At 38.3% G+C, this 21,757-nt stretch carries 23 protein-coding genes; 10 read left to right on the top strand and 13 right to left on the bottom strand.

The features are described 5' to 3' along the window. The first annotated feature begins 16 nt into the window (after nt 1-16). Nucleotides 17-772, top strand: coding sequence for a tRNA (guanosine(37)-N1)-methyltransferase TrmD (trmD, locus tag RMB13_RS15360; RefSeq protein ID WP_056482493.1), 756 nt, complete (start codon nt 17-19; stop codon nt 770-772). Between the two features lie 219 nt (nt 773-991). Beyond that, nucleotides 992-1,360: a 50S ribosomal protein L19 gene (gene rplS, locus RMB13_RS15355; RefSeq protein WP_231762436.1), complete on the top strand. Its 369-nt coding sequence runs from the start codon at nt 992-994 to the stop codon at nt 1,358-1,360. Between the two features lie 52 nt (nt 1,361-1,412). Here rplS and RMB13_RS15350 read toward each other — a convergent pair whose 3' ends face one another. Together RMB13_RS15350 and RMB13_RS15345 are read right to left on the bottom strand one after the other, a co-directional pair. Then, on the bottom strand, nt 1,413-2,354 hold the full coding sequence (locus RMB13_RS15350; RefSeq protein ID WP_080028358.1) for a triacylglycerol lipase: 942 nt from the start codon (nt 2,352-2,354) through the stop codon (nt 1,413-1,415). 117 nt (nt 2,355-2,471) lie between these two features. Continuing rightward, nucleotides 2,472-3,503: a lipase secretion chaperone gene (locus RMB13_RS15345; RefSeq protein ID WP_311085675.1), complete on the bottom strand. Its 1,032-nt coding sequence runs from the start codon at nt 3,501-3,503 to the stop codon at nt 2,472-2,474. Between the two features lie 153 nt (nt 3,504-3,656). Here RMB13_RS15345 and truB point away from each other — a divergent pair, with 153 nt between their 5' ends. The 3 genes from truB (at nt 3,657) to RMB13_RS15330 (ending at nt 6,015) form a co-directional block, all read left to right on the top strand. Next, the gene (gene truB / locus RMB13_RS15340) at nt 3,657-4,562 is read left to right on the top strand and encodes a tRNA pseudouridine(55) synthase TruB (protein WP_311085674.1); all 906 of its coding nucleotides are present in this window, start codon (nt 3,657-3,659) and stop codon (nt 4,560-4,562) included. Between the two features lie 19 nt (nt 4,563-4,581). Continuing rightward, complete coding sequence (locus tag RMB13_RS15335) at nt 4,582-5,358, top strand: TSUP family transporter (protein WP_005301047.1); 777 nt, start codon at nt 4,582-4,584, stop codon at nt 5,356-5,358. A gap of 213 nt (nt 5,359-5,571) precedes the next feature. Beyond that, nucleotides 5,572-6,015, top strand: a complete 444-nt coding sequence (locus RMB13_RS15330; RefSeq protein WP_003653765.1) for a hemerythrin domain-containing protein — start codon at nt 5,572-5,574, stop codon at nt 6,013-6,015. 7 nt (nt 6,016-6,022) lie between these two features. Here the strand turns inward: RMB13_RS15330 and RMB13_RS15325 are convergent, their stop codons facing one another. From RMB13_RS15325 to serA, 3 genes are all read right to left on the bottom strand, one after another. After that, nucleotides 6,023-6,886: an EamA family transporter gene (locus RMB13_RS15325; protein WP_311085673.1), complete on the bottom strand. Its 864-nt coding sequence runs from the start codon at nt 6,884-6,886 to the stop codon at nt 6,023-6,025. A 92-nt stretch (nt 6,887-6,978) separates the two neighbouring features. Further along, the gene (locus RMB13_RS15320) at nt 6,979-7,863 is read right to left on the bottom strand and encodes a DMT family transporter (protein ID WP_017390971.1); all 885 of its coding nucleotides are present in this window, start codon (nt 7,861-7,863) and stop codon (nt 6,979-6,981) included. 98 nt (nt 7,864-7,961) lie between these two features. Beyond that, on the bottom strand, nt 7,962-9,194 hold the full coding sequence (gene serA, locus RMB13_RS15315) for a phosphoglycerate dehydrogenase (protein ID WP_003653762.1): 1,233 nt from the start codon (nt 9,192-9,194) through the stop codon (nt 7,962-7,964). 364 nt (nt 9,195-9,558) lie between these two features. Here serA and RMB13_RS15310 point away from each other — a divergent pair, with 364 nt between their 5' ends. Then, nucleotides 9,559-10,968, top strand: coding sequence for an FAD-binding oxidoreductase (locus RMB13_RS15310; protein WP_004639662.1), 1,410 nt, complete (start codon nt 9,559-9,561; stop codon nt 10,966-10,968). Nucleotides 10,969-11,031: 63 nt separating this feature from the next. Here RMB13_RS15310 and RMB13_RS15305 read toward each other — a convergent pair whose 3' ends face one another. Next, on the bottom strand, nt 11,032-11,820 hold the full coding sequence (locus RMB13_RS15305; RefSeq protein WP_311085671.1) for a xanthine permease: 789 nt from the start codon (nt 11,818-11,820) through the stop codon (nt 11,032-11,034). Nucleotides 11,821-12,007: 187 nt separating this feature from the next. Here RMB13_RS15305 and RMB13_RS15300 point away from each other — a divergent pair, with 187 nt between their 5' ends. Further along, complete coding sequence (locus tag RMB13_RS15300; RefSeq protein ID WP_311085670.1) at nt 12,008-12,376, top strand: hypothetical protein; 369 nt, start codon at nt 12,008-12,010, stop codon at nt 12,374-12,376. A gap of 45 nt (nt 12,377-12,421) precedes the next feature. Here RMB13_RS15300 and RMB13_RS15295 read toward each other — a convergent pair whose 3' ends face one another. Both RMB13_RS15295 and RMB13_RS15290 read right to left on the bottom strand, forming a co-directional pair. Next, nucleotides 12,422-12,736 (bottom strand): putative quinol monooxygenase, encoded by a 315-nt coding sequence (locus RMB13_RS15295; protein ID WP_311085669.1) that lies wholly within the window; start codon nt 12,734-12,736, stop codon nt 12,422-12,424. Between the two features lie 13 nt (nt 12,737-12,749). Further along, nucleotides 12,750-13,337 (bottom strand): NAD(P)H-dependent oxidoreductase, encoded by a 588-nt coding sequence (locus RMB13_RS15290; protein ID WP_005038353.1) that lies wholly within the window; start codon nt 13,335-13,337, stop codon nt 12,750-12,752. A gap of 241 nt (nt 13,338-13,578) precedes the next feature. Here RMB13_RS15290 and RMB13_RS15285 point away from each other — a divergent pair, with 241 nt between their 5' ends. Continuing rightward, nucleotides 13,579-13,944: a hypothetical protein gene (locus RMB13_RS15285; RefSeq protein WP_311085668.1), complete on the top strand. Its 366-nt coding sequence runs from the start codon at nt 13,579-13,581 to the stop codon at nt 13,942-13,944. Nucleotides 13,945-14,307: 363 nt separating this feature from the next. After that, entirely contained in the window at nt 14,308-15,537 is a 1,230-nt protein-coding gene (locus RMB13_RS15280; protein ID WP_311085667.1) for an MFS transporter, read from the top strand. Nucleotides 15,538-15,576: 39 nt separating this feature from the next. On the opposite strand, the gene RMB13_RS15275 is transcribed toward RMB13_RS15280, so the two are convergent. The 5 genes from RMB13_RS15275 to RMB13_RS15255 all read right to left on the bottom strand — a co-directional run bounded on the left by RMB13_RS15275 (nt 15,577) and on the right by RMB13_RS15255 (nt 21,079). Continuing rightward, nucleotides 15,577-16,113, bottom strand: a complete 537-nt coding sequence (locus RMB13_RS15275) for a hypothetical protein (RefSeq protein WP_311085666.1) — start codon at nt 16,111-16,113, stop codon at nt 15,577-15,579. A 25-nt stretch (nt 16,114-16,138) separates the two neighbouring features. Next, on the bottom strand, nt 16,139-18,289 hold the full coding sequence (gene yccS, locus RMB13_RS15270) for a YccS family putative transporter (protein ID WP_198497010.1): 2,151 nt from the start codon (nt 18,287-18,289) through the stop codon (nt 16,139-16,141). A gap of 203 nt (nt 18,290-18,492) precedes the next feature. After that, nucleotides 18,493-19,068 (bottom strand): superoxide dismutase family protein, encoded by a 576-nt coding sequence (gene sodC / locus RMB13_RS15265; protein WP_045433290.1) that lies wholly within the window; start codon nt 19,066-19,068, stop codon nt 18,493-18,495. Between the two features lie 123 nt (nt 19,069-19,191). Then, nucleotides 19,192-20,310: an AI-2E family transporter gene (locus RMB13_RS15260; RefSeq protein WP_005038369.1), complete on the bottom strand. Its 1,119-nt coding sequence runs from the start codon at nt 20,308-20,310 to the stop codon at nt 19,192-19,194. A 124-nt stretch (nt 20,311-20,434) separates the two neighbouring features. Beyond that, nucleotides 20,435-21,079 (bottom strand): ParA family protein, encoded by a 645-nt coding sequence (locus tag RMB13_RS15255; RefSeq protein ID WP_017390979.1) that lies wholly within the window; start codon nt 21,077-21,079, stop codon nt 20,435-20,437. A gap of 159 nt (nt 21,080-21,238) precedes the next feature. On the opposite strand from RMB13_RS15255, the gene RMB13_RS15250 reads away from it, so the two are divergent. After that, complete coding sequence (locus tag RMB13_RS15250; protein ID WP_003653742.1) at nt 21,239-21,706, top strand: Holliday junction resolvase-like protein; 468 nt, start codon at nt 21,239-21,241, stop codon at nt 21,704-21,706. Nucleotides 21,707-21,757: the final 51 nt, after the last annotated feature.

The following is a 21,757-nucleotide window of genomic DNA, read 5'->3' as shown; positions in this document are numbered from 1 at the left end:
AATAGAGGAGTCTGTGATGTTTTTTGCAGTCATTACGCTTTTTCCTGAAATGTTTGAAGCGATTACAGCCTACGGCATCAGCGGACGTGCGGCAAAACGGGATATTGTACAAGTTACTTGTATTAATCCACGTGATTTTGCTGAGGGAAACTACAGAAGAGTGGATGAACGTCCATTTGGTGGTGGCCCTGGAATGGTGATGATGGCTGAGCCTTTGGCGAAAGCAATTAACCATGCTAAACAGCTTGCCTCACAAGCAGGATATGTTCATGTTCCTGTAGTGTATATGTCTCCACAAGGCAAAACCTTAAATGAACAAGCAGTACAGCAGTTTGTTGATTACGACGGCTTAATTGTACTGTGTGGACGTTATGAAGGGGTGGATGAGCGTTTGATCCAGCAATATGTTGATCAGGAATGGTCAATTGGTGATTATGTTTTATCTGGTGGTGAACTGCCCGCTATGGTGTTACTTGACAGTATTATTCGTCGTTTGCCGAATGTAATGTCAGATGAACAATCAGCAGTACAAGATTCTTTTGTTGATGGTCTTTTAGATTGTCCACAATATACAAAGCCAGACCATTTTGAGGGGCTGGATGTACCAGAAGTTTTAAAATCTGGACATCATGGCAATATCGAAAAATGGCGCTTTTTGCAGCGGTATCAACGAACTTTAGAACGTCGACCAGAGTTGGCTGAAAAAGTAGAGTTGAATAAGCAGCAGAAAAAGTGGCTAAAAGATGCGCAAGGGAGTGGTGGTAATTCTTAACCGCTATTCTCAGGAACGAAAGTTCTGCAAAAATACGAGAAGCAGTGCTTCTAGTTAAAGCATGATTCTATTTAATGAATAGTTTTATGTATATTCTAAGGCTCTTTATAGACATATTGTCATAAAGGGAAAGATAAACGGGTTGATATGCGCTTTAGCCTCTATCCCCAGCGGAACCTCAGACCTCTTCTGACTCCGCACATATTGGAGATTCCCACAATGAGTGGTAAACATCCTTTAGTTCAAATTATTGAAAATGCACAGTTAAAAACTGATATCCCTGCTTTTGCTCCTGGTGACACTGTTATTGTCCAAGTTAAAGTAAAAGAAGGTGAGCGTGAGCGTCTTCAGGCATTTGAAGGTGTTGTAATCGCGAAGAAAAACCGTGGTTTAAACTCTGCATTTACAGTTCGTAAAATTTCTAGCGGTGTTGGTGTTGAGCGTGTATTCCAAACTCACTCACCAGTTGTTGCTAAAATCGAAGTGAAACGTCGTGGTGACGTTCGTCGTGCTAAACTTTACTACCTCCGTGAGTTGTCTGGTAAAGCTGCACGTATTCGTGAAAAATTACCAGCTCGTAAAGCGTAAGCTTATACCGAGTAAAAAAATGCGCCTTTTGGCGCATTTTTTTGTTTGAAAATTATAGTCCTTGTAGTTTTAAACGGTTTGCATGTTGACGGTAAACCGAGACAGGATCTGAAGCAAAAATAGAGCGTATCCCAAGCACTTGGTTCACCTCATCTAAATGATTCCAGTTGTAATCATCACGAATGGTTTTACCAAATTTGGCGCTGCATCGTGAAACAAGCCCATCATTATCACCAAACGGATCGACTACTAGACTACTGCCTGTAAGGGCAATATCAAATGGATCTAATGGATTTGTTAAGGCTTTATTTCCTGAGAAAGAATACATATAAATGCCTTTGTCTTGATATGCCCCCTCACCACAAGAAGTAGTTGGCATACCCATAGGAAATTGAGCATTAAACTGAGCTGAACCTTTAGTTGATAAGCTATGGGCGGCTGCTAAAGAGTCGTGCGGATAGCTTGTCGGATCTAGGCCTCCTGCCCAAGTAATTGCTGCTGAAAACCAGTTTACTAAAGTTGCCACGCCTGAAAGAGGAGTACCCTCAACATTCAGGATGACATCTGCCATTGGTGATCCCTTATGAGGTGCGCCAATCGTTGTGAGTGATGCCACTTTTTCTGGCATGATACCAGCCACATAGCGAATTGTTGGCCCCCCGTGGCTATGACCGATTAAATTGACTTTGGGTTTACCGGTAATGGCAATAATTTCTTCTACTTGCTGTGCAAGTTGTTCTCCACGCACTTCTGTTGAGTTAAATGGTGAGACTCTTGTTGCCCAGACATTTCCTCCATTACGGGCAAGATCAGGAAGAATTTGGTACCAATAATCGAGACCAAGCGTATCTGTTCCAACTCGGCTAAAGCCTGCCATACCGTGATTAAAAACCATTGGGTATTTTGTTTGAGCGTAAGATGAATATACGAACGAGCTTTTAACTTGTTCAGCATTTGTTGCATGGGCCGCTGAAATACTCAGTCCTGAGAGCATTGCAGCGCAGAAAAACATTAACTTCCTTTTCATTTTTTACTCACTATTTTTATTTTGTATGAAAAGCAGCTTCTTACTGCTAGTGAATGTTTAGCCAGTTCCCAAAAAAGGAAAGGCTTAGTAATTAAATGGCAGTTCACCTCCCTGATCATGGACCGTTTCAAAAGTTCGAAGTCTTAGTTGTTCTTGTGATGAATTGAATTGTTGTTGACGTAACTGCTGAATCGCTTGGTTTTTGGCGCTATCACTCATGTTACTTTTAATAATTTCATCTCGACCATCGAGGTAACTGGTGACTCTTTGTTGCCAAGCATTCCGTTGAGTATCTAAAGTTTCTAATCTTTGAGTCGCCTCGGCTCCAACAAGTGCTGTACGCATTTGCCGAAGTTCTTCTGCTGAACCATTGCGTGCTTTAATTTGTTTGGTCAGTGTATGTAAATCATCAAGTTTGGAGAGTTCTTGTAGGTTTTGTTGCCAGTCTTCTGGAAGCTCTTCAAAACGCTCTTTAAGCTTTCGTGCTTTTTCAATTTCGCTTAAAGAAGAGTCCTCAAGTATCTGCATTCGATCTAGCGTATAGTTCTGATAGATATCTTCGCTCGAGAAAAGCCCTTCAATTTCAGAGGCCGAAAAAAAGCGTTTTCTTATATCTTGGATCGAGTTAAAAATCTTTTGAAAATAATTTTTATCTTGTTGTTTTGCTGAAGGTGCTTGGATTTGAGCAAGCTGTTCACGATATTTTAAATAACGGGTCCATAAGTCCATAATCTGTGAGCGAGCTGGCTCTAGATATTGTCCTTGAATAAATTTCCCAAAGTGATTTTTGATCTGTTCTAAATCATTTTCGCCATATTGAGTAATAAAATATTCAAAGCAGTCGCGTGTTTGACTATTCACGACCAAATGTTGAGAACTATCAATTTTTAACTGGCAGTTAACTTCGGTGTCTTGCTGACTTTTACTATGGTACGCATCTTCGTTTAGTGATGGATGATCTGTATGAGGAGATGATGCTAAATTTTGACCTTTATTTTCACTCATCTGAGCTGATGTGTTTTTTGAGTCAGGACTTAACCAATAGACACATGCAATGAAGCTCAAAATAAAAAATCCGAGCACACACCACAATACCTTCTTCTGCATCCCTTGCATAAAGATATCTTCCTTAAGTTTTAATTTGTTGTTTTTTTACTCGATCATTAATGTGCCATAAAATAAGTGAAAAGGCACCTAAATATTGTGAAAATATCTTGCCGAATTTGCTAACATGTCGGCACTTTTTTCTAGCTTTGTGTTCCAGTAAAAATGACGACAAAAAATCAAAAAATTTCTCGTCGCCATATCAGTGGTGTATTTCTATTAAATAAACCATTAGGGCTTAGTTCAAATGCGGCTTTGCAAAAAGTGCGTTGGTTATATCGCGCCCAAAAGGCAGGGCATACAGGGGCTTTAGATCCGTTGGCGACAGGCTTACTTCCTATTTGTTTAGGAGAGGCCACCAAGTTCTCACATTATTTGCTGGACTCAACAAAGCGCTACCAAACGACTGTTCAGTTGGGGCAAACCACAACGACAGGTGATGTGGAAGGGGAGATTCTACAAGAACGCCCTATTCCTGTTCTGAACCGAGAGCTTATTGAACAAACCTTAGAAAAATTTAGAGGTGATATTCAGCAAGTTCCGCCAATGTACTCTGCTTTGAAAAAAGAAGGTCGGCCGTTATATGAGCTTGCTAGAAAAGGTATTGAGATTGAGCGTGAAGCACGTCCAATCACGATTTATGCTTTAGAACTCATTGAATTTACCGAAAATAGTATCACTCTGGATGTAACTTGTTCTAAAGGAACATACATTCGTGTATTGGGTGAAGATATTGGCGAAGCACTTGGTTGTGGTGGGCATTTAATGATGCTAAACCGGACTCAAACAGGACATTTTGAACTTATTCCGAGTTATACCATTGAATATCTGGAAAGTCTGACAGAAGAGCAAAGAGAAGCTTTGTTACTTCCAGTTTATGCTCCAGTTGACCATTTCTTAAAAATTCAGGTTCCAGAAGGGCGTGAAAAATATTTTTGCAACGGTTTAGAAAGCAATATTGAGCATTCTGCAGAAGCAGAAGTTTTGGTTTTTTCGGGTGAGCGCTGTTTAGGCTTAGCCGAGATTACCGATAAAAAACGGTTGGTACCTAAACGTATCTTAAATTTGTAGTAGATGTAGAGTATAGAGCATGGGCATGGAATGGGATGTTATCCTGAGTTTGATCTTTTTTGCGTTTACTGCGGGAGCAATTGATGCTGCTGTGGGGGGCGGTGGACTCATCCAGATTCCCGGGATCATGAGCACTTTTCCTAACATGTCGACTGCTACGGTGATTGGTACCAATAAAGTCTCATCCATTTTTGGTACGGCATCGGCAGCTTATACATTTGCTAAAAAAGTAAAATTGCAATGGAAGCTTTTAGCAGTTATTGCCATTTGTGCTCTGATTAGCTCTTTTGCTGGAGCAGCTTGTCTATCGCTTATTCCTCAATCGGTATTACGTCCTTTCGTGTTCGTGATGTTGATTGTGATTGCCGTTTATACGCTAGTTAAAAAGAACTTCGGACAGGTTCACACTGAGCAAAAAATTACCAATAAAATGCTAATTTTAGCCGCTATAGGTAGTTTAGCGATTGGTTTTTATGACGGTATTTTTGGCCCAGGTACAGGTAGTTTCTTTATTTTCTTCTTTATCCGCTTTTTACAAGTTGATTTCTTGCATGCTTCAGCTTTGTCAAAAATCGGTAACTTTATGACGAACTTAGCTGCCTTGAGTTTCCTCATTCCGACAGGTCACGCGATTTTGCATATTGGTTTAATGATGGCTGTTGCAAATGTGCTTGGTTCTGTTGTTGGGGTACGTACCGCGCTTAAATACGGTAGCGGATTTGTTCGTATTATCTTTTTAATTTTGGTGAGTATCCTGATTTGCCGTTTGGGCTATCAAATGTTTGTAACAGGCTAAATATTTCGAAAAGTATGAACTGATCAGGAGGCGAAGTTCATACTTTTTACGATGCCATTCAAAATCATAAATATAAAAATAATTACAGAAGTTTACTAGAAAGAAAACTGTGTAAAAAATAGTCTCATTTTAAGCTACTTAAACATTATAAATTTCAACGTATGATAAGCCTTGAAATAAAAAAGATTTTTTAGCTAAAAAATGAGGAAGAAAATGAATATTTTCGAAGCATTAAGAGAAAGCCATGAAAATCAACGAAACCTTTCTGAACAATTAGTTCAGACACATGGTTTAACCGAAGAAAGAAAAGAATTATTTGATGCATTAAAAAACGAACTTTATGCTCATTCTGTTGCCGAAGACCGTTATTTATATATCCCTTTAATGTTTGATGATGTTGGTTTAGATATTACGAGACATGCTTTATCTGAGCACCATGAAATGGATGAGTTGGTCGAACAGCTCGAAAAAACAGATATGAGTAGCCCAAGCTGGTTAGCAACCGCCAAACAGTTGAGTGAAAAAGTCCATCACCATTTAAAAGAAGAAGAGCATAAATTTTTCCAACAGGCGGGAAAAATTCTTAAAGACAGTGAAAAAGAAACGCTTGGTAATAAATATTTAAAGGAATATAAAAAGTATAAAAAGCAGCAATAGGATTTAACTACGCTACTTTTTTAGTACTTCTTAAAGTAACCCCAATCGACGCTAGCATTACACAAGCTAAAGCCACCCATTGCAGCATACTGATTTCTTCGTGAAGTAATAAGAAACCCGTTAATGCTGCCAATGCTGGTGCTAAACTTGTGAGGGTACCGTAAGTTAATTTATTAAGTTGTTTGAGTGCCATCAAATCAAGAGCGTATGGAATAGCGGTCGCTAAAATAGCAATAAGCAATGCTTTACCCCAGTACTGCGTCTCAAGTAATGCGGGGGCATTATGCCAGATGCCAATGGGTAGTAAGGTCAGTGCAGATAATCCAATTCCAATGGTTAAAGCATGCATACCTATATTTTGGGTCACAACTTTCTGACCAAAATAAATATAGAAGGCCCAGCAAAATCCAGCACCTAGCGCACATGCAGCACCTACATAGGAAAAGTGGTGTTGCGTTGGGTCTTGCCAAGGTACCATCAGTGCAATACCTAACATGGCAAGTGCGACCCAAATGTAGTCACTCTTTTGTTTAATAGAGAGTAGAGCAAGACCTAATGGTCCAATAAATTCTAAGCCAACTGCAATCCCTTGAGGTAATTTTCCAAGCGACGTATAAAATAAAATATTCATGAGACCTAAAGATGCGCAGTACATCAATAAATCACGCCATTTTAAATAGGGTAAGCGTGACCAGATTTTCCATGAGCGGAACATGATAGCGACAATAACCGTTGCAAAGCTCAGCCTTAAAATTGTAACGGTCAGAGGGTCTAATATTACAATGAGCTGCTTAGCAAATGAAGCACTGATTTGATATGAGACCATCGACAGAATCATATAGAGCACAGCAATAATGGGAAGATTCTGCATGGAAAATACCCGAGGGCCTCATCTAATATTATTTAAAACAACAATGTTCAATTATAGCGAATACCATGTTCCAACTCGCAGGCTGAGTCGATTTAACTGACTGTTTTTTCACGTTCCTGACGTGCTTTTTGGGTGGTTATGGTACAACCGACTGAAGCTGCAATAATTGTTGCAAGAGCCAGCCATTGATTCCATAACAAATATTCACCTAAAAAGATAAAGCCAGAAAGTGCAGCAACTGCGGGTTCTAGGCTCATCAATGTTCCAAAACTTAACGGTGTTAAATTACGTAGTGCTAGCATTTCTAAAGAGAATGGTAATGCGCTGGCTAAAATTGCTAAGCCAATAAAATAAAAAAGATAGGGGAGCTCTATAACTTGGCCCATTGACCCTGAAAAAAAAGTAATTGGTAGCAATACACATGCACCTACAGTCATTCCTAAACACACAGTGTGGTTACCTGAAATGCCAGAAGGTTTTTGACCAGCAATAATATAAAGCGCCCAGCATGCCCCCGCACTAACCGCAAATAATACTCCGATCCAATCCAGACTATGAGCTTGATTGAAAGGGAAAAGTAAAATGAGGCCAATAATCGCGAAACTGACCCAGACAAAATCATATTTTTGGCGTGCGTGATATAAGGCTACACTTAAGGGACCAATAAATTCAAAAGCGACGGCAATACCAATTGGTAATCGCTCAATCGACAGATAAAAAAGTGCATTCATTCCGGCAAGAGCAAATCCATAAGCCAAGATCGCTTTCCAACGAACCTGACTAAAATTAATTCGCCAAATTTTAAAAATAAAGGCAAGAATTATTGCACCTAAACATAGGCGCATTGCGGAGACAGTGAGCACAGGAAAGTTCTGAAACAGAATTTTAGCTAAAGATGCACTGCTTTGTACGCTTAGCATAGCGAGAATGAGAAAGCCCAAAGCATGTAGCTGAGATTTCTGGTTCGAACTGGACATTTTATTATTTGATCGATTGGTATACTTTTCACATGATAATGTAAATGCCCATAAAAAAGCCACAGACAATGCTGTGGCTTTTAAATTTACAGTTCGTATTAGAACAATACGCGAACGCGAATTGTGCCTTCAACTTCATGCAACATATCTAAAGCTTCGTGAGAAGCAGAAGCGTCAACGTCCATTACGAGGTAACCAATGTCACCTTTAGTCATGAGTGATTGACCAGAAATGTTGATGCCTTGCTCAGCAAACAAGTTGTTGATTTTAGACAATACGCCCGGTACGTTTTTGTGGATGTGCAATAAACGGTGTTGGCCAGCAGTAAGTGGTAACGCGATTTCTGGGAAGTTCACCGCAGAAAGCGTCATACCCTTGTCAGAGTAAGCAACAAATTTCTCTGCAACTTCTAAACCGATGTTTGCTTGCGCTTCCATGGTTGAACCGCCAACGTGAGGAGTCAAAATCACATTGTCTAAGCCACGAAGTGGAGAAACAAACTCTTCACCATTTGCTTTTGGTTCTTTAGGGAATACGTCAACCGCTGCACCAGCAATATGGCCAGACTTGATTGCATCTGCTAAATCTTCAATCACTACACATGTACCACGTGCAGCATTTAGGAAGATTGCACCTTCTTTCATTTTTGCAAATTGTGCTTTAGTGAAGAAGTTACGTGTAGATGGAACATCAGGCACATGTAAAGTCACTACATCAGCAGTCGCTAAGAGTTCGTCTAACGAACCAACTTGGCGAGCATTACCCATTGGTAATTTAGTTACTGCATCGTAATAAATCACATGCATACCTAAGCTTTCAGCAAGAACAGAAAGCTGAGAACCGATGGAACCGTAACCTACAATACCTAAAGTTTTGCCACGAGTTTCGAAAGAACCGACAGCAGACTTATCCCAACCACCACGATGACAAGCCGCCGATTTTTCAGGAACACGGCGAAGAAGAAGAATCGTTTGAGCAAGTACAAGTTCTGCAACCGAACGCGTATTTGAATACGGTGCGTTAAATACAGGAATACCACGTGCCATTGCTGCTTTAAGATCAACTTGGTTTGTTCCGATACAGAAACAGCCCACTGCGATCAATTTATTTGCAGCTTCGAAAACTTCTTCAGTCAATTGGGTACGCGAACGAATACCAATAAAGTGAGCATCTTTAACCGCTTCTTTTAGCGCTTCGCCTTCAAGAGCAGTTTTGCGATAGTCAATATTGGTGTAACCCGCAGCGTTTAAAGTATCGACTGCGTTTTGGTGAACGCCTTCTAACAAAAGGAAACGGATTTTATCTTTAGGTAGTGAAAGATGTTGGCTCATTACGGCTCCGCTACAAAGGCCAAATTTGGTGGCGGTATAATAACATAATGGGCGGTGCTATAGATATTTCGTTTGCGCCATCATCTTATGGCAATTTTATCTATATCTAATCACTTCTGTTTATGGCTTGTTGACAGTTTTAAAATGTGCTTGTCATTTGAACTTAAAAATATTGATGCTTTGACGGTTCATAAGTCATTTATGAAGGTTAAACATGTTTTGTAGTGACAGTATCTCTATTCTGAACTTTATCGCTTGTGCGGTTACATGTAGAATATAGCTTATGGCTTTGCTCAGGTGAAAACTCTGAGAAATATTACGCCATAGTCCCACCACAGTTTACTTCTTGCTAGGTCTGCAAACGATGAATGCTCCAGTCGCTTTAACACCTGAGTTACTTACCCAATTAACGGCAATCGTCGGTGAAAACCGTATTAAAACCGATGCTGATAGTCTCGAAAACTGGGGTAAAGATCATACTAAGCATTTTAATCCGAACCCATCGGTCATCGTTTTTCCATCGACCACTGAGCAAGTTCAAGCTGTTGTGAAGCTTGCGAACCAGTTTAATATCGCAATTACCCCTTCAGGCGGCCGTACTGGTCTCTCGGCTGGTGCTGTTGCAACCAATGGTGAAATTGTCATTAGCATGGACAAAATGAACCAAATTCTTGAGTTCTTCCCAGCAGATCGTATGGTTCGAGTGCAAGCTGGTGTTGTGACTGAACAATTGCAAAATTATGCTGAAGAACAGGGTATGTATTATCCGGTGGACTTTGCGTCAGCAGGTTCTAGCCAGATTGGCGGTAATATCGGAACCAACGCTGGTGGTATTAAAGTAATTAAATACGGCATGACACGTAATTGGGTGCTTGGTTTAACCGTTGTCACTGGTAAAGGTGATATTTTACGTTTAAACAAAGGCATGGTTAAAAATGCAACTGGTTATGCATTACAGCATTTATTTATTGGTGGTGAAGGTACATTAGGTTTAGTGACTGAAGCGGAAATTAAACTTGAGCGTCAACCGCAAAACTTACAAGTTTTAGTTTTAGGTGTTCCTGATTTTGATGCAGTAATGCCTGTATTACATGCGTTCCAAAAAGATATCGACTTAACTGCATTTGAGTTCTTTGGTGAGCTTGCAATGCAAAAAGTTTTAGATCATGGACATGTACAACGTCCATTTGAAACTCAATGTCCATTCTATGTATTACTTGAGTTTGAAGCACCATATGAGCCGATTCTCGATAAAGCAATGGAGATTTTCGAGCATTGTATGGAGCAGGGTTGGGTACTTGATGGTGTAATGAGCCAGAGCCTTGACCAAGTAGAAAGCTTGTGGCGTTTACGCGAAGATATTTCTGAATCAATCGCGCCGTTCACTCCATATAAAAATGATATTTCAGTATTAATTACGCACGTACCTGCATTTATTCGTGAGATTGATGCAATTGTTCAAGAGAACTATCCTGACTTTGAAATTTGCTGGTTCGGTCATATTGGTGACGGTAATTTGCACTTAAATATTTTAAAACCTGAAAACTTAACCAAAGATGAGTTCTTTGCGAAGTGTCAGGTCGTCAATAAATATGTGTTCGATACCGTTAAAAAATACGATGGTTCAATCTCTGCTGAGCATGGTGTAGGTATGACGAAAAAGCCATATTTAGAATATTCGCGTTCAGCTGAAGAAATTGAATATATGAAAGCGTTGAAGAAAGTATTTGACCCGAATGGTTTAATGAATCCGGGTAAATTATTTGATCTTTAATGCCTGATTAGATAAAAGAATCTCTATTAAAAGCGTATCGAAAGATGCGCTTTTTTTAATCTATCATTTTTTATAAGCTCTCCAACCCGTCAAAATATGATAAATCAGTGGTAAAAGACAAAGAGCAAAGAAGCTACAAAGTCCAATGGCCCATACAGGCAAATTACGCGGATTACCTAAAAAGAAATAGGCAAAAATAGAATAAGACAACATTGCAAACATCGCCGTTGTGCCTAACGGAAGCGTTACTCTAAAAATTAAAATGCTAGCAAATGTTTTGTAGGGTTCCATGTTCCGATTGAGGCTATAGGCAATAATCATGAGCAATACATAACCTAAAATAAACAACATAAATAAGGCGGCTGCAAACAATAGAATTGCTCGCCAACTCTTTTCTTGCGCGGTGCGATCACCAGATTCATAAACAACTGTAATATGTTCACCAACTACAGGCACATCACCAGAGCGGACAGAGTTATCTAAAGTTAGTGTTTTGTTTTGATTATCTTTGAACTGAACCTGAGCGGTGTGCATGAGAGTTTGAGTTTTATATTTACGCCCATTGGAGTCTGTACGTTCAGTATCAACCCATTCAGAGGTATAGTTCACTACAGTTGCATCATAACTTGGCTTGGTTGCTAAACCGTATATTGCTTGTGAAACCCAATAAGTAAAAGGGAAAAATAAAGCGCTAATACTAAAAACAACTGCAAATAAATATGCAAATTCAAACTTACTACTTTTACGATTTTTTGCTAAACGCTTGACCCAAAACTTGGTAAGCACAAACGACCAGACCATTAAAATTGCAACGACTACCAAGAAAACTTGCCCTGCATAAGTCAGTTGCATGGATGATCCTATTTGTTATGTGTAATAGAAATTAATTTTATCAAACGAATGCCGTTAAGGTTGGGTGAACAGGATAAATTATTTGATCTTTAAGTGATTAGTCATCTTTAGAACTACATAGTTTCTATAGAGTAACCGACCAAGGCATAGCATCATAAAGCTATGGCTTTTGTTTTTGGTGATAAAAATGCAACGTTTATTTTTAATTTCAGCTCTCTGTGCTGGACTTTTCACTGGGTGTGCGACAACCAGTAAATTCATACCTTTTGTGGGTTCAGAAACCCCAATGCAACAAGTACTTAAATCTCAACCTGAGATTGTAAAAGAGTACAATAATACCTCAGTTCAGCAAGTGTTTAACCGTGTGGAATCACCAACTGTTTCTCGTATTACTGTCATTCAAACAGGTTTAATGGACGACTCTGTTTCTGCAATCCGAACAGAGTATGCATTTAAATTGGTTGATGAAAAGTGGCAATTGCAAAATAAGCAAAAGAGCTATCAATGTGCGAGAGGGAAAGGCTCTAGAGGTTTCCAAACACAACTTTGTTCTTAAGCAAAAAAAGACGATAAATATATCGTCTTTTTTTTATGGGCTAAATTATACGCCACTTTCTAAAATTTTAATTTTGACATCAATTACATCATCTTTAACTGCTGCATGATGGGCTTGCATATGAGGTGTAGCCAGATGTGCTTCAAGATGGCTAACACTTGCCCATTTTTCTAACATCACAATCGTGTCAGGCTCTTTGGTTTGGAAACTGGCATTTGATATATGGTCAATCAAAGGCTCATAGCCATGGCAACCATCTTCCGCTAAAACAGTAGGAATGATTTTTTGAAAGGCATCCAATACATTTTGGCGATGCTGTCCACCCGATTTAGTACGAATTTCCGCAATAATAGTAAGCATGTATTTTTCCTTATTAGGCTGCTGCAAATACAGAATTTAAGTGGGTTTTATATTCTTCAACATAACTATCAACGTCAGGCATTTTAATCACGTCGTTTACAATAAAAGTCGGTAATGTGCTCATCCCCAAAAACTGATTCGCTTTATGAAAGGGTAAATAAACACCATCAACACCTACGCCATGGAAAAACTGATCTGCATCATCAAATGCTTCCATCGGGGCATTCCATGTTAATGACAACATATATTTCTTGTCATGAATTAAACCGCCTGAACCGTATTTTTTTGCGGCATCAGAGCGGCTACGACCATCGTTTGCATAGAGTGAACCGTGACCCACAGTAAATACATCATCAATATATTTTTTTACAGTCCAAGGAGCACCCATCCACCAACCTGGCATTTGATAGATCACCACGTCAGCCCATAAGAATTTTTCAACTTCATTTTCTGCATCGTAGTTGCTATCGGCACGTGTCACTTGAACTTCATGTCCGAGTTCGGTGAGATGTGAGGTTGCCAGTGTGGTTAATGTGTCATTTAATTCACCATTTGAATGTGCAAATTGTTTGGCGCCGTTAATGACTAAAATCTTACTCATGGGAGTTACTCTAATTAAATTCCTAAATTTGAAATCTACTCTACGGAATTTACTCTTATAGAAAAATGCATGAATTGGAAAAATATTCTTGATTAAAAATCAATAATTAAATAGGAACTCGAATTGTGAAATAAATTTAGATGAATAATATCAATAACTTTAATCTTATTTTACAAAGTACTACGGAAAAAACTGTTTATGAGCTTTAGCATTAAGTTTGAGTAGGACTAAGAGATTACATATGAGAAAAATGAGTTTGCTGACTGTTTTTAGCTTAGCAGTGCTAACAGCTTGTGCTCCAGCTAAAAATTCTTCTGCTCAACTTGCTGATAGCCCGATTCAAGCAGTATTACTTGATCAACCAGATCTTCTAAATGATGCAAGTAATTTGGATATTTCACAGCAAATGAATGCTGCCGATGATCCCTCGAATGCTCAAGTTACTATTTTACAGACAGATCCTAGTGAAGATGCGATAACAAAAGTTCGTACGGAATATTTATTAAAGCGAGACCAGCAAGTCTGGAAAATTGTGAATAAAAAGCAAAGTTATCAATGTACGAAAGGGCAGGAAACCCCAGATTTCCAAGTTAATCCTTGTCCTTAATGATTAATTTTTATTATAGATGTGGATAACTTTAAGGTTATTCACAATAAAAAAAGTATGGCTGTGGGTAAAAAAATAAGATTTAAACTTCTTATAATTGTCCGATTGCTGAGCAATTCAAAAAATGCTATTGTTGCGCTCGGTAATTATGCCAACTGGTAAAAATTATCAAATCTCACGCCATATAATTTTTCTATTCTTAGACACCCTGTGAATACGGTGTTTCACATTCTAAACATGCACTCTCACGGCATATAAAAACTTAATTAAAGATTGATTGACCATACTGTCATCATCATGACTACATCCTATTTTATATGTAGTTGTAGAGACATATGGCCGCTATTTTGAAGTGTACAACTCATGAAAAATATTCAAACGACAACGTTGAACCGTACAACGTTGATGTTTCCTTTGGCCTTAGTGCTATTTGAATTTGCGGTTTATATTGGTAATGACCTGATTCAGCCAGCAATGTTGGCAATCACTGACGATTTTGGTGTAAGTGCAACTTGGGCACCTTCTTCAATGTCATTTTACCTATTAGGCGGTGCCTCGGTTGCATGGTTACTTGGGCCTTTGTCAGATCGTCTTGGGCGTAAAAAAGTACTTTTGACTGGTGTCTTATTTTTCGCCTTATGCTGTTTTTTAATTTTATTAACCCGACAAATGGAACACTTTCTGACATTACGCTTTTTACAAGGTATTGGTTTAAGTGTAATTTCAGCAGTGGGTTATGCTGCTATTCAAGAGAGTTTTGCTGAACGTGATGCAATTAAAGTCATGGCACTCATGGCAAATATTTCATTGCTTGCACCTTTGTTGGGACCCGTACTCGGTGCTTTCTTAATTGATTATGTGTCTTGGCACTGGGGCTTTGTAGCCATCGCTGTATTGGCATTACTCAGTTGGGTAGGTTTAAAAAAACAAATGCCAAATCAGCAGGTCAGTGTTACCAAGCAACCTTTTAGCTATCTTTTCGATGATTTTAAAAAGGTATTTAGTAATCACCGCTTTTTAGGTTTAAGCCTTGCTTTACCTTTGGTGGGTATGCCTTTAATGCTTTGGATTGCCTTATCTCCAATTATTTTGGTAGATGAATTGAAGCTAACGAGTGTGCAATATGGTTTAGCTCAATTTCCGGTATTTCTGGGTCTAATTATCGGGAATATTGTTTTAATTAAAATTATTGATCGCTTGTCTTTAGGTAAAACGGTCATGATCGGTTTACCTATCATGCTGATTGGCACACTCATTTTAATATTAGGTGTAGTGTGGCAAACCTATTTAATTCCTTGTTTACTCACAGGCATGACATTAATTTGCTTTGGTGAAGGAATTAGTTTCTCAGTTTTGTACCGCTTTGCACTGATGTCATCTGAAGTATCAAAAGGAACTGTTGCGGCAGCCGTTTCGATGCTGCTGATGATGAGTTTCTTTGCCATGATCGAGCTGGTACGTTATCTCTATACTCAATTTCATTTGTGGGCCTTTGCATTATCTGCCTTTACATTTATTGCGCTCTGGTTTACCCAACCACGAAATGTTTTAAAGCAAGAAATGCAAGAAAGAAAGCTTCAAGGAAATGATTAAATTAAAAATACCGGAATTTATATTCCGGTATTTTTTTAACTATTCTTTTAACATTTTTTCCATTTCTTCGCGGTCTGTTTCATAGGTACAACCTAATAATGTCATCGGACTTTTTCCGGTCATTTCTGATAAGTTGAGATTATGATAAACAGTAAAAGAATCTGCTGTTGCAGGTTCTGTCTTGACGGCGCGAACACCTCTAAAAAAAGGTAATGTTTTAAAGTCTGGATGTTGAGGTATATCAAATTTTTTCGAAAGTTGATTAACATTTGCATTTCGGAAAACGGCTACTATGCCTTGACCCGCCAAAGCAATTTCATGAGTTTTAATACCAAATAATTGAATGGGCTGAGCTGTTTTATATAAATAGATGAACGGTTGCTCTGGATCATCAACTTTTTTAAAACCAAGTGCTGATAAATTTTCATCATATTCAGAAGCAAAGTTGGTATAAGTTTCCTGATCTGATTGACACTCTATAATCTTTTTTAAATCATTTATTTCAAATGCATATGATGTGCTACTCAGCAATAAAAAAGTGGCACAAAGAAATTTATATATCTTTGGAAAGTACATTTTTATCCTCAATAAAGTGTTATAGCTATTTAATTTCTTGCTCTAAAAGTTTGTCTTTAAGCATTAGCAATTCTGGTAATGTTTCTAATAATAAACTGATTTGTTTCAAGACTAATGTATATTTCTCGGAAAGTTGTTCATGAGTGGTTAGGCCTCGAATTTCTTGCAATGTTTGCTCAATATGTGTGTTGTCGGGTAGTGACTGCCCAAGTACGCTTTGACTAAGGATTTGCTGGCAACGCAGTAATAATTGTAAAACTTGTTCTTCATCAATTTTTTGTCGTTGACTGCCTAATGCTGCCACATAGCTGAGTTGACTGTGGCTATAAACCAAATAACGAAAAGCATAATGAATGAGCTCTGGATTAGGATTAGGCTCGGCACTTAAGCTTGAGATCATGTTTGATAGCTCAATTTGAGCATTATGGGCCGCACGACGAATTCGACGGTACTCTATATCTTGATTTTTGCCATATTGGTATTGCTCAACAATTACATTGAAATAGTCGAGTGTCGCTTTGCTGCTTTTCTTAATATTGTTAGGAATATTGCGAAAATTCCAATCAGGCCATATAAAACTTACCGCGAGCCATGCAATAAAACAGCCTAATAGCGTATCTATCAGGCGAGGTAAAATAATGCTGTAGCCTGCACCTTTTAAATTAAAAATTAATAGCACCATGAGGGTAGCCATAAGAGTGGCCAAAGCATATTTCTTTTGCCGTAAGTAAAAAAAGCATACTCCACAAATAATCGTAATGATTAACTGACCTTCAATACTCGGTACAAAATATAAGATTGGTATTCCTAGTAAGACACCGATTAATGTCCCAATTGTTCGGAGCTTAAGGCGGCTTTTAGTCGCAAAATAGGTAATCTGACAAACAAATAAACTGGTCAGTAAAATCCAGTAGCCATGCTGAGCGAAAGGTAATAAGGAAATGGCATAACCCGCAGCGAAAACGACTGCAATTCGTATCGCATGTCTGAACAATGCAGATTGAGGGGTAAGCTGTTGCCGAAGTTTCAAGATCAGATCTGAAAATCCTTGAATATCATCATCAAGTAAATTTAAGTGCTCTTGCCTTGTTTGGGTATTATTTTCAGGGAAGGGCTGTGCATATTGCAGTTGTTCAAACTGTTCATGCATTCCTTTTAAATTATCAAAAATGAGTTTTAAATTTTTAACTTCAAAATTTTGTGGATGTTGTTGTATCCAGTCCTTTAAAGAACTCTCTAGGTGATTTAATCCTGTCTGGCTTTCTTGCGAAGGCTGAGATGGCCGATTATATAAAATACATTGGGCTAAGTCCTGACAAGCTTGTGCTTGTAGGCGCAGATTTTTTTGGAAACGGAAAATAAGATCACTACGGCTAAAGTTCTGTTGAATATGTTCGTAATGTAAATAATTAGAGGTGGCTTGCTCGTGAATGTCTCGCGCAAAAAAATACAGGTTTAGCCAATAGATACTTTTATTACTCACCCGTGAAGCCTTTAGCCGAGTGAGTAGGGAACTGCGTATTTGATTCAGACTTTGAGCCACTTGTGTATTTTGTAAGGACAGTTCATATAAGAGTTGTTCTACATTCTCTTTATTGTCTGGATCAAACAAACGTGCTTTGGCTTGCAGTAGAACAGAAATCTCTTTAAAAATTTGTGAGAGTTTATCTTGTAAGGGTAGTGTAGGTTTAATAATAAAAAACAAAATAGAGGTGAAACCGTACCATAAAGCTCCATAAACAAAGTAGGTAGGTTGTTGATACCAATGAGCATATTCTCCTAAACCGAACATGCTATAGATGGAAAGCAAAATAGTGCCAAACGAAATCGTGGCATAACGTTGCCCTAAAGCCCCTAATAAAATGAAAAAAGCGCTAGAAATTGAGAGATAGAGAATAAAGAAAATTTTGTAGGGAGCGAGAAATCCAAGAATGCTACTGACTGTAAAAAATAGCAGGCAGACATAGACTAAGTTGCGTAATCGAATGCTTAAACGGTCATCAAAGTCGGTTAACGCTGCTGCAATTGCTCCTAAAGTCACAGGAACAATCAGCTCGTTATGACCTAGTGAAAGTAAACCTAAAGTTGTGCCTGTGAGTACAATCAGAATTTGCAGGCAATAAATTAAAATCGAGTTTGTCTTAAAACTATTAAATATCTGGGTCAAATAATTCACGGCTTTTGTTCTAAATTAGAGAATACGTGAGAAAGCAGTATGTAACTTTAAATTTTTATTACTTCAAAAATATTATTCTTTTTATCTACAAAAGTCAGTCACTTTTTAAGATTTTATTAGGCTTAAACCAAGTTATAGTGATCAATAAATTAACAAAATTGTGGATATCTTTTTAGATACCCACAATTTAATAAACAGATAAATTATTTAATCACGCCACATGCAATTCGTGCTCCGCCACCGCCGAGAGGCAGAGGAGAGTCTGAATAATTATCTCCACCCGCATGAATCATGATCGCTCGGCCTTGAATATCTGCAAATTTCAATCGAGGTGCGATCACAGCAGTTGTTGCAACACCAGTATTATCGACCACTAAAGCAGGCAGATCACCTAAATGGCCAGTCGTTGGCGTACCATGATGAGGAGCTTGGTTAGGATTGTAGTGACTACCAGCAGCTAAAGCAGCACCAGGTTTTCCATCTTTCTCAGCAGGAGCACAAGAGGCATTTTCGTGAATATGGAAACCACGAGTACCGCTAGGTAAGTCAGCTAAAGCAGGGGTAATAATTAAACCTTTGTCGCTATCTTGAAAGCTAATGGTACCTATTTTTTTACCAATACCATTTGCGGTAACTTCATTTACATCAACCACTTTTTTCGTATGCATTGTGGTTAATGAGTGAGCTGTGTCGGATACAGTTTTTGTGACTGAACTACAGCCGACTGCAAAAAAAGCTGTAAGCGCAAAGACTGCGCCAATTTTATTAAAAGTCTGCATGGTTGGATGCCCTTATAAATATATATGTCTGATTATTAGATTCAAACAAAGGAAGGCTTAGCCTACAAGTTAATTTAAATAGTCACTTTGTATCTTGAAACATTTTTAAATTAAATAAGTATGTCACTCTTTATGATTGGAAGATTCATTATCAGAATCATAAATCATGGTCGTTTTAGGCATAGGTTCAGGTTCAATGGTTTCATGTAACCATTCACGCCAAATCGCCAATAAAATAGCTAAAATCACGGGTCCAATAAATAATCCCACCAAACCGAAACTCGCAATACCACCTAACACACCAAACATAATTAATAGGAATGGAATTTTAGTAGCACCGGAAATAACAAGCGGGCGAATCACATTATCTGAGCTACTAACAATCACCACACCCCATACAATTACACCAATTGCTTCCATGGTTTGTCCCTGAGAGAACAACCATAAGCCGACGCCTAAATAGGAGATTGGAGTGCCAAATGGGATTAGAGCCAATAAGAAAGTAGCAATGGTGAGTACCATTGGGTTTGGTACGCCCGCTACGAAATAACTTAATCCAGCTAAAACGGCTTGAGCAATTGCAGTTAAACCAACACCGTAGACTACGGCACGAGTCGTTTCAGAAATCGTATCAAGATAGTGATGAACACGAAGGCCTATGACCATTTCTAAAGCTTTGCTCACCTGAGACAAAATCAGTTGTCCATCACGGTAGAAGAAAAAGAGGCTAAATACTGCAAAGCCAAGTTTGACAATATTTTTACTAATTTCACCGAGCAGCACACGACCATAACTTAAATGGCTTTGTACCCAAGCTGCAATGTTCTGAATGGTACTATTAGGATCGTTATTTAACTCATTGAGTGTGCGAGAAATTTCTTTTCCAACAAAAGGAAGATCACGAATAAAATCAGGAACGCTTAAATGACCCGAAAAAACCTGACGTTGTAAGTCAAAATATAAGTTTCGGCCTTCATGCTGCAAAATAAAAATAGCGCATGTAAAAGGTATGCCAACAACCAAAATGACCAGACTAATCATTAGTGTTGCATTTAAAGTATTACGGGTTTCTCCAAAAAAACGTTGAATTCTTAAATAAATAGGCCAAGTCATATAAGCAATGATGGCAGCCCAAAGAACAGGAACAATAAAGTATTTCAGGATATTAAATCCTAAAAAAATCAAAATAAAAAACAGCCCAAACAATAAAACGCGCTGTAAATTAGGAGCGTATGGATGCACGAACAATATTTCTCTAATTTTCTACGTAGAATAAAGTCATATTAACTGAAAAATAACCTGAGGCAAATTTTAAGGCCGTAATGTAAAGAACCTTATACAACTCTTTTTAGAAGCTAAAATTTACTTAAAACCACTCAGCTTTGTCTTCAACTAACTTGTTTAGAACGGGTTGCCATTGATCTTGAATACTAATAAAGTTTTTTTGTGGTTTATCAAAAACACTTAAACCCTGCATAGCTAGGCTACCATAAGCACTGCGTTCAGAAATCCATGCAACAGGTTCTTGTTCAATTTTTTCAAAAAACTGTTGAATATCTTTTGAACTTGCACTGTTCGGTTTTACACGATTAGCAAGAAGTAAAATTTGTACTTTGCCTTTACGAATACGTTTAATATCTTGTAAATGCTTTAAAAAGCGACGAGTACTGTCTATATCAAAAAATGAAGGCTGAAGTGGAGTAATAATGGCATGAGCTTCGCTGATGAGTTGTTCAGCGTGTTCACCTGAAAGTGCACCAGGTGCATCAATAATTAAATAGTCCAGATGTTTAGGCGCATCACCAATTGATTTTTCATGACGCCAGTCTAAGCTCTGAATCGTTGCGACGGTATCAGGGCGTTGTTTTAACCACTGTAAAGCCGATTTTTGGTTATCGGAATCTGCTAATGCTACTTTATATCCTTTTTGTGCCAATGCCGTTGCCAACGTAATGGCCGTCATGGTTTTTCCGCATCCGCCCTTTTGATTTGCAATAAGTATCGTTTTCATAAATCCAATTATTTTCAGCAGCACATTTTGTTTATGTTTTATACCTTAGCATCTTTTTATGTGAAGGAGATGACCGCATTTGACAAAAGTTTAAGCTGTTTCGTTATTTTAGATATGATTAGATCTGCAATGTTGATTTGTGCTTGTTAAGGAAAGTTTATGTCTGTATGGCTTGCCATGCTAATTGGAGCGGGTATTGGTATTATTATCACTACTATTATTTTATCAAATACTCGCAATGGCCGAATTAAGGCTGAATATGAGCAATATATTGCTGAACTTGAATTGGAGCACCAACAAGCTCTGACTCAAGCACAAAAGAGAAGCGTGAATACAAGTCGTGCGGTGTTGAAAGGGAAAATGGCAGAACAATTCGCTCCCATTTTGCCAGAATTTCAGTATCTACCGAGCGATGCAAAATTCATGGGCGATCCGGTGGATTATATTATTTTTGATGGATACACCGATTTTCGAGATGGTGATGGAACGGCAGAAGACATTAATATTATTTTACTTGATGTAAAAAGCGGTGGGGCAAGGCTAACCAAAGGCCAACAGGCAATTGCACAAGCTGTGCAACAAGGAAAGGTTCGTTTTGAAACTTTAAGAGTGGATTTTGAAGATTAAATTTTAATTTTGAGTGCACAAAAATAGACGAAATTAATCTGTATTGTTACT

The sequence above is a fragment of the Acinetobacter sp. V102_4 genome (genome assembly GCF_031799005.1).
In the GTDB taxonomy this organism is placed as follows: Bacteria; Pseudomonadota; Gammaproteobacteria; order Pseudomonadales; family Moraxellaceae; genus Acinetobacter; species Acinetobacter calcoaceticus.
This window is presented reverse-complemented; position numbering and strand designations above follow the sequence as displayed.

Excerpts from the sequence above, each read along its gene's own strand:
- trmD (WP_056482493.1), top strand. The coding sequence starts at position 17 with ATGTTTTTTGCAGTCATTACGCTTTTTCCTGAAATGTTTGAAGCGATT.
- rplS (WP_231762436.1), top strand. The coding sequence starts at position 992 with ATGAGTGGTAAACATCCTTTAGTTCAAATTATTGAAAATGCACAGTTA.
- RMB13_RS15350 (WP_080028358.1), bottom strand. The coding sequence starts at position 2,354 with ATGCTCTCAGGACTGAGTATTTCAGCGGCCCATGCAACAAATGCTGAA.
- RMB13_RS15345 (WP_311085675.1), bottom strand. The coding sequence starts at position 3,503 with ATGCAAGGGATGCAGAAGAAGGTATTGTGGTGTGTGCTCGGATTTTTT.
- truB (WP_311085674.1), top strand. The coding sequence starts at position 3,657 with ATGACGACAAAAAATCAAAAAATTTCTCGTCGCCATATCAGTGGTGTA.
- RMB13_RS15335 (WP_005301047.1), top strand. The coding sequence starts at position 4,582 with ATGGGCATGGAATGGGATGTTATCCTGAGTTTGATCTTTTTTGCGTTT.
- RMB13_RS15330 (WP_003653765.1), top strand. The coding sequence starts at position 5,572 with ATGAATATTTTCGAAGCATTAAGAGAAAGCCATGAAAATCAACGAAAC.
- RMB13_RS15325 (WP_311085673.1), bottom strand. The coding sequence starts at position 6,886 with ATGCAGAATCTTCCCATTATTGCTGTGCTCTATATGATTCTGTCGATG.
- RMB13_RS15320 (WP_017390971.1), bottom strand. The coding sequence starts at position 7,863 with ATGTCCAGTTCGAACCAGAAATCTCAGCTACATGCTTTGGGCTTTCTC.
- serA (WP_003653762.1), bottom strand. The coding sequence starts at position 9,194 with ATGAGCCAACATCTTTCACTACCTAAAGATAAAATCCGTTTCCTTTTG.
- RMB13_RS15310 (WP_004639662.1), top strand. The coding sequence starts at position 9,559 with ATGAATGCTCCAGTCGCTTTAACACCTGAGTTACTTACCCAATTAACG.
- RMB13_RS15305 (WP_311085671.1), bottom strand. The coding sequence starts at position 11,820 with ATGCAACTGACTTATGCAGGGCAAGTTTTCTTGGTAGTCGTTGCAATT.
- RMB13_RS15300 (WP_311085670.1), top strand. The coding sequence starts at position 12,008 with ATGCAACGTTTATTTTTAATTTCAGCTCTCTGTGCTGGACTTTTCACT.
- RMB13_RS15295 (WP_311085669.1), bottom strand. The coding sequence starts at position 12,736 with ATGCTTACTATTATTGCGGAAATTCGTACTAAATCGGGTGGACAGCAT.
- RMB13_RS15290 (WP_005038353.1), bottom strand. The coding sequence starts at position 13,337 with ATGAGTAAGATTTTAGTCATTAACGGCGCCAAACAATTTGCACATTCA.
- RMB13_RS15285 (WP_311085668.1), top strand. The coding sequence starts at position 13,579 with ATGAGAAAAATGAGTTTGCTGACTGTTTTTAGCTTAGCAGTGCTAACA.
- RMB13_RS15280 (WP_311085667.1), top strand. The coding sequence starts at position 14,308 with ATGAAAAATATTCAAACGACAACGTTGAACCGTACAACGTTGATGTTT.
- RMB13_RS15275 (WP_311085666.1), bottom strand. The coding sequence starts at position 16,113 with ATGTACTTTCCAAAGATATATAAATTTCTTTGTGCCACTTTTTTATTG.
- sodC (WP_045433290.1), bottom strand. The coding sequence starts at position 19,068 with ATGCAGACTTTTAATAAAATTGGCGCAGTCTTTGCGCTTACAGCTTTT.
- RMB13_RS15255 (WP_017390979.1), bottom strand. The coding sequence starts at position 21,079 with ATGAAAACGATACTTATTGCAAATCAAAAGGGCGGATGCGGAAAAACC.
- RMB13_RS15250 (WP_003653742.1), top strand. The coding sequence starts at position 21,239 with ATGTCTGTATGGCTTGCCATGCTAATTGGAGCGGGTATTGGTATTATT.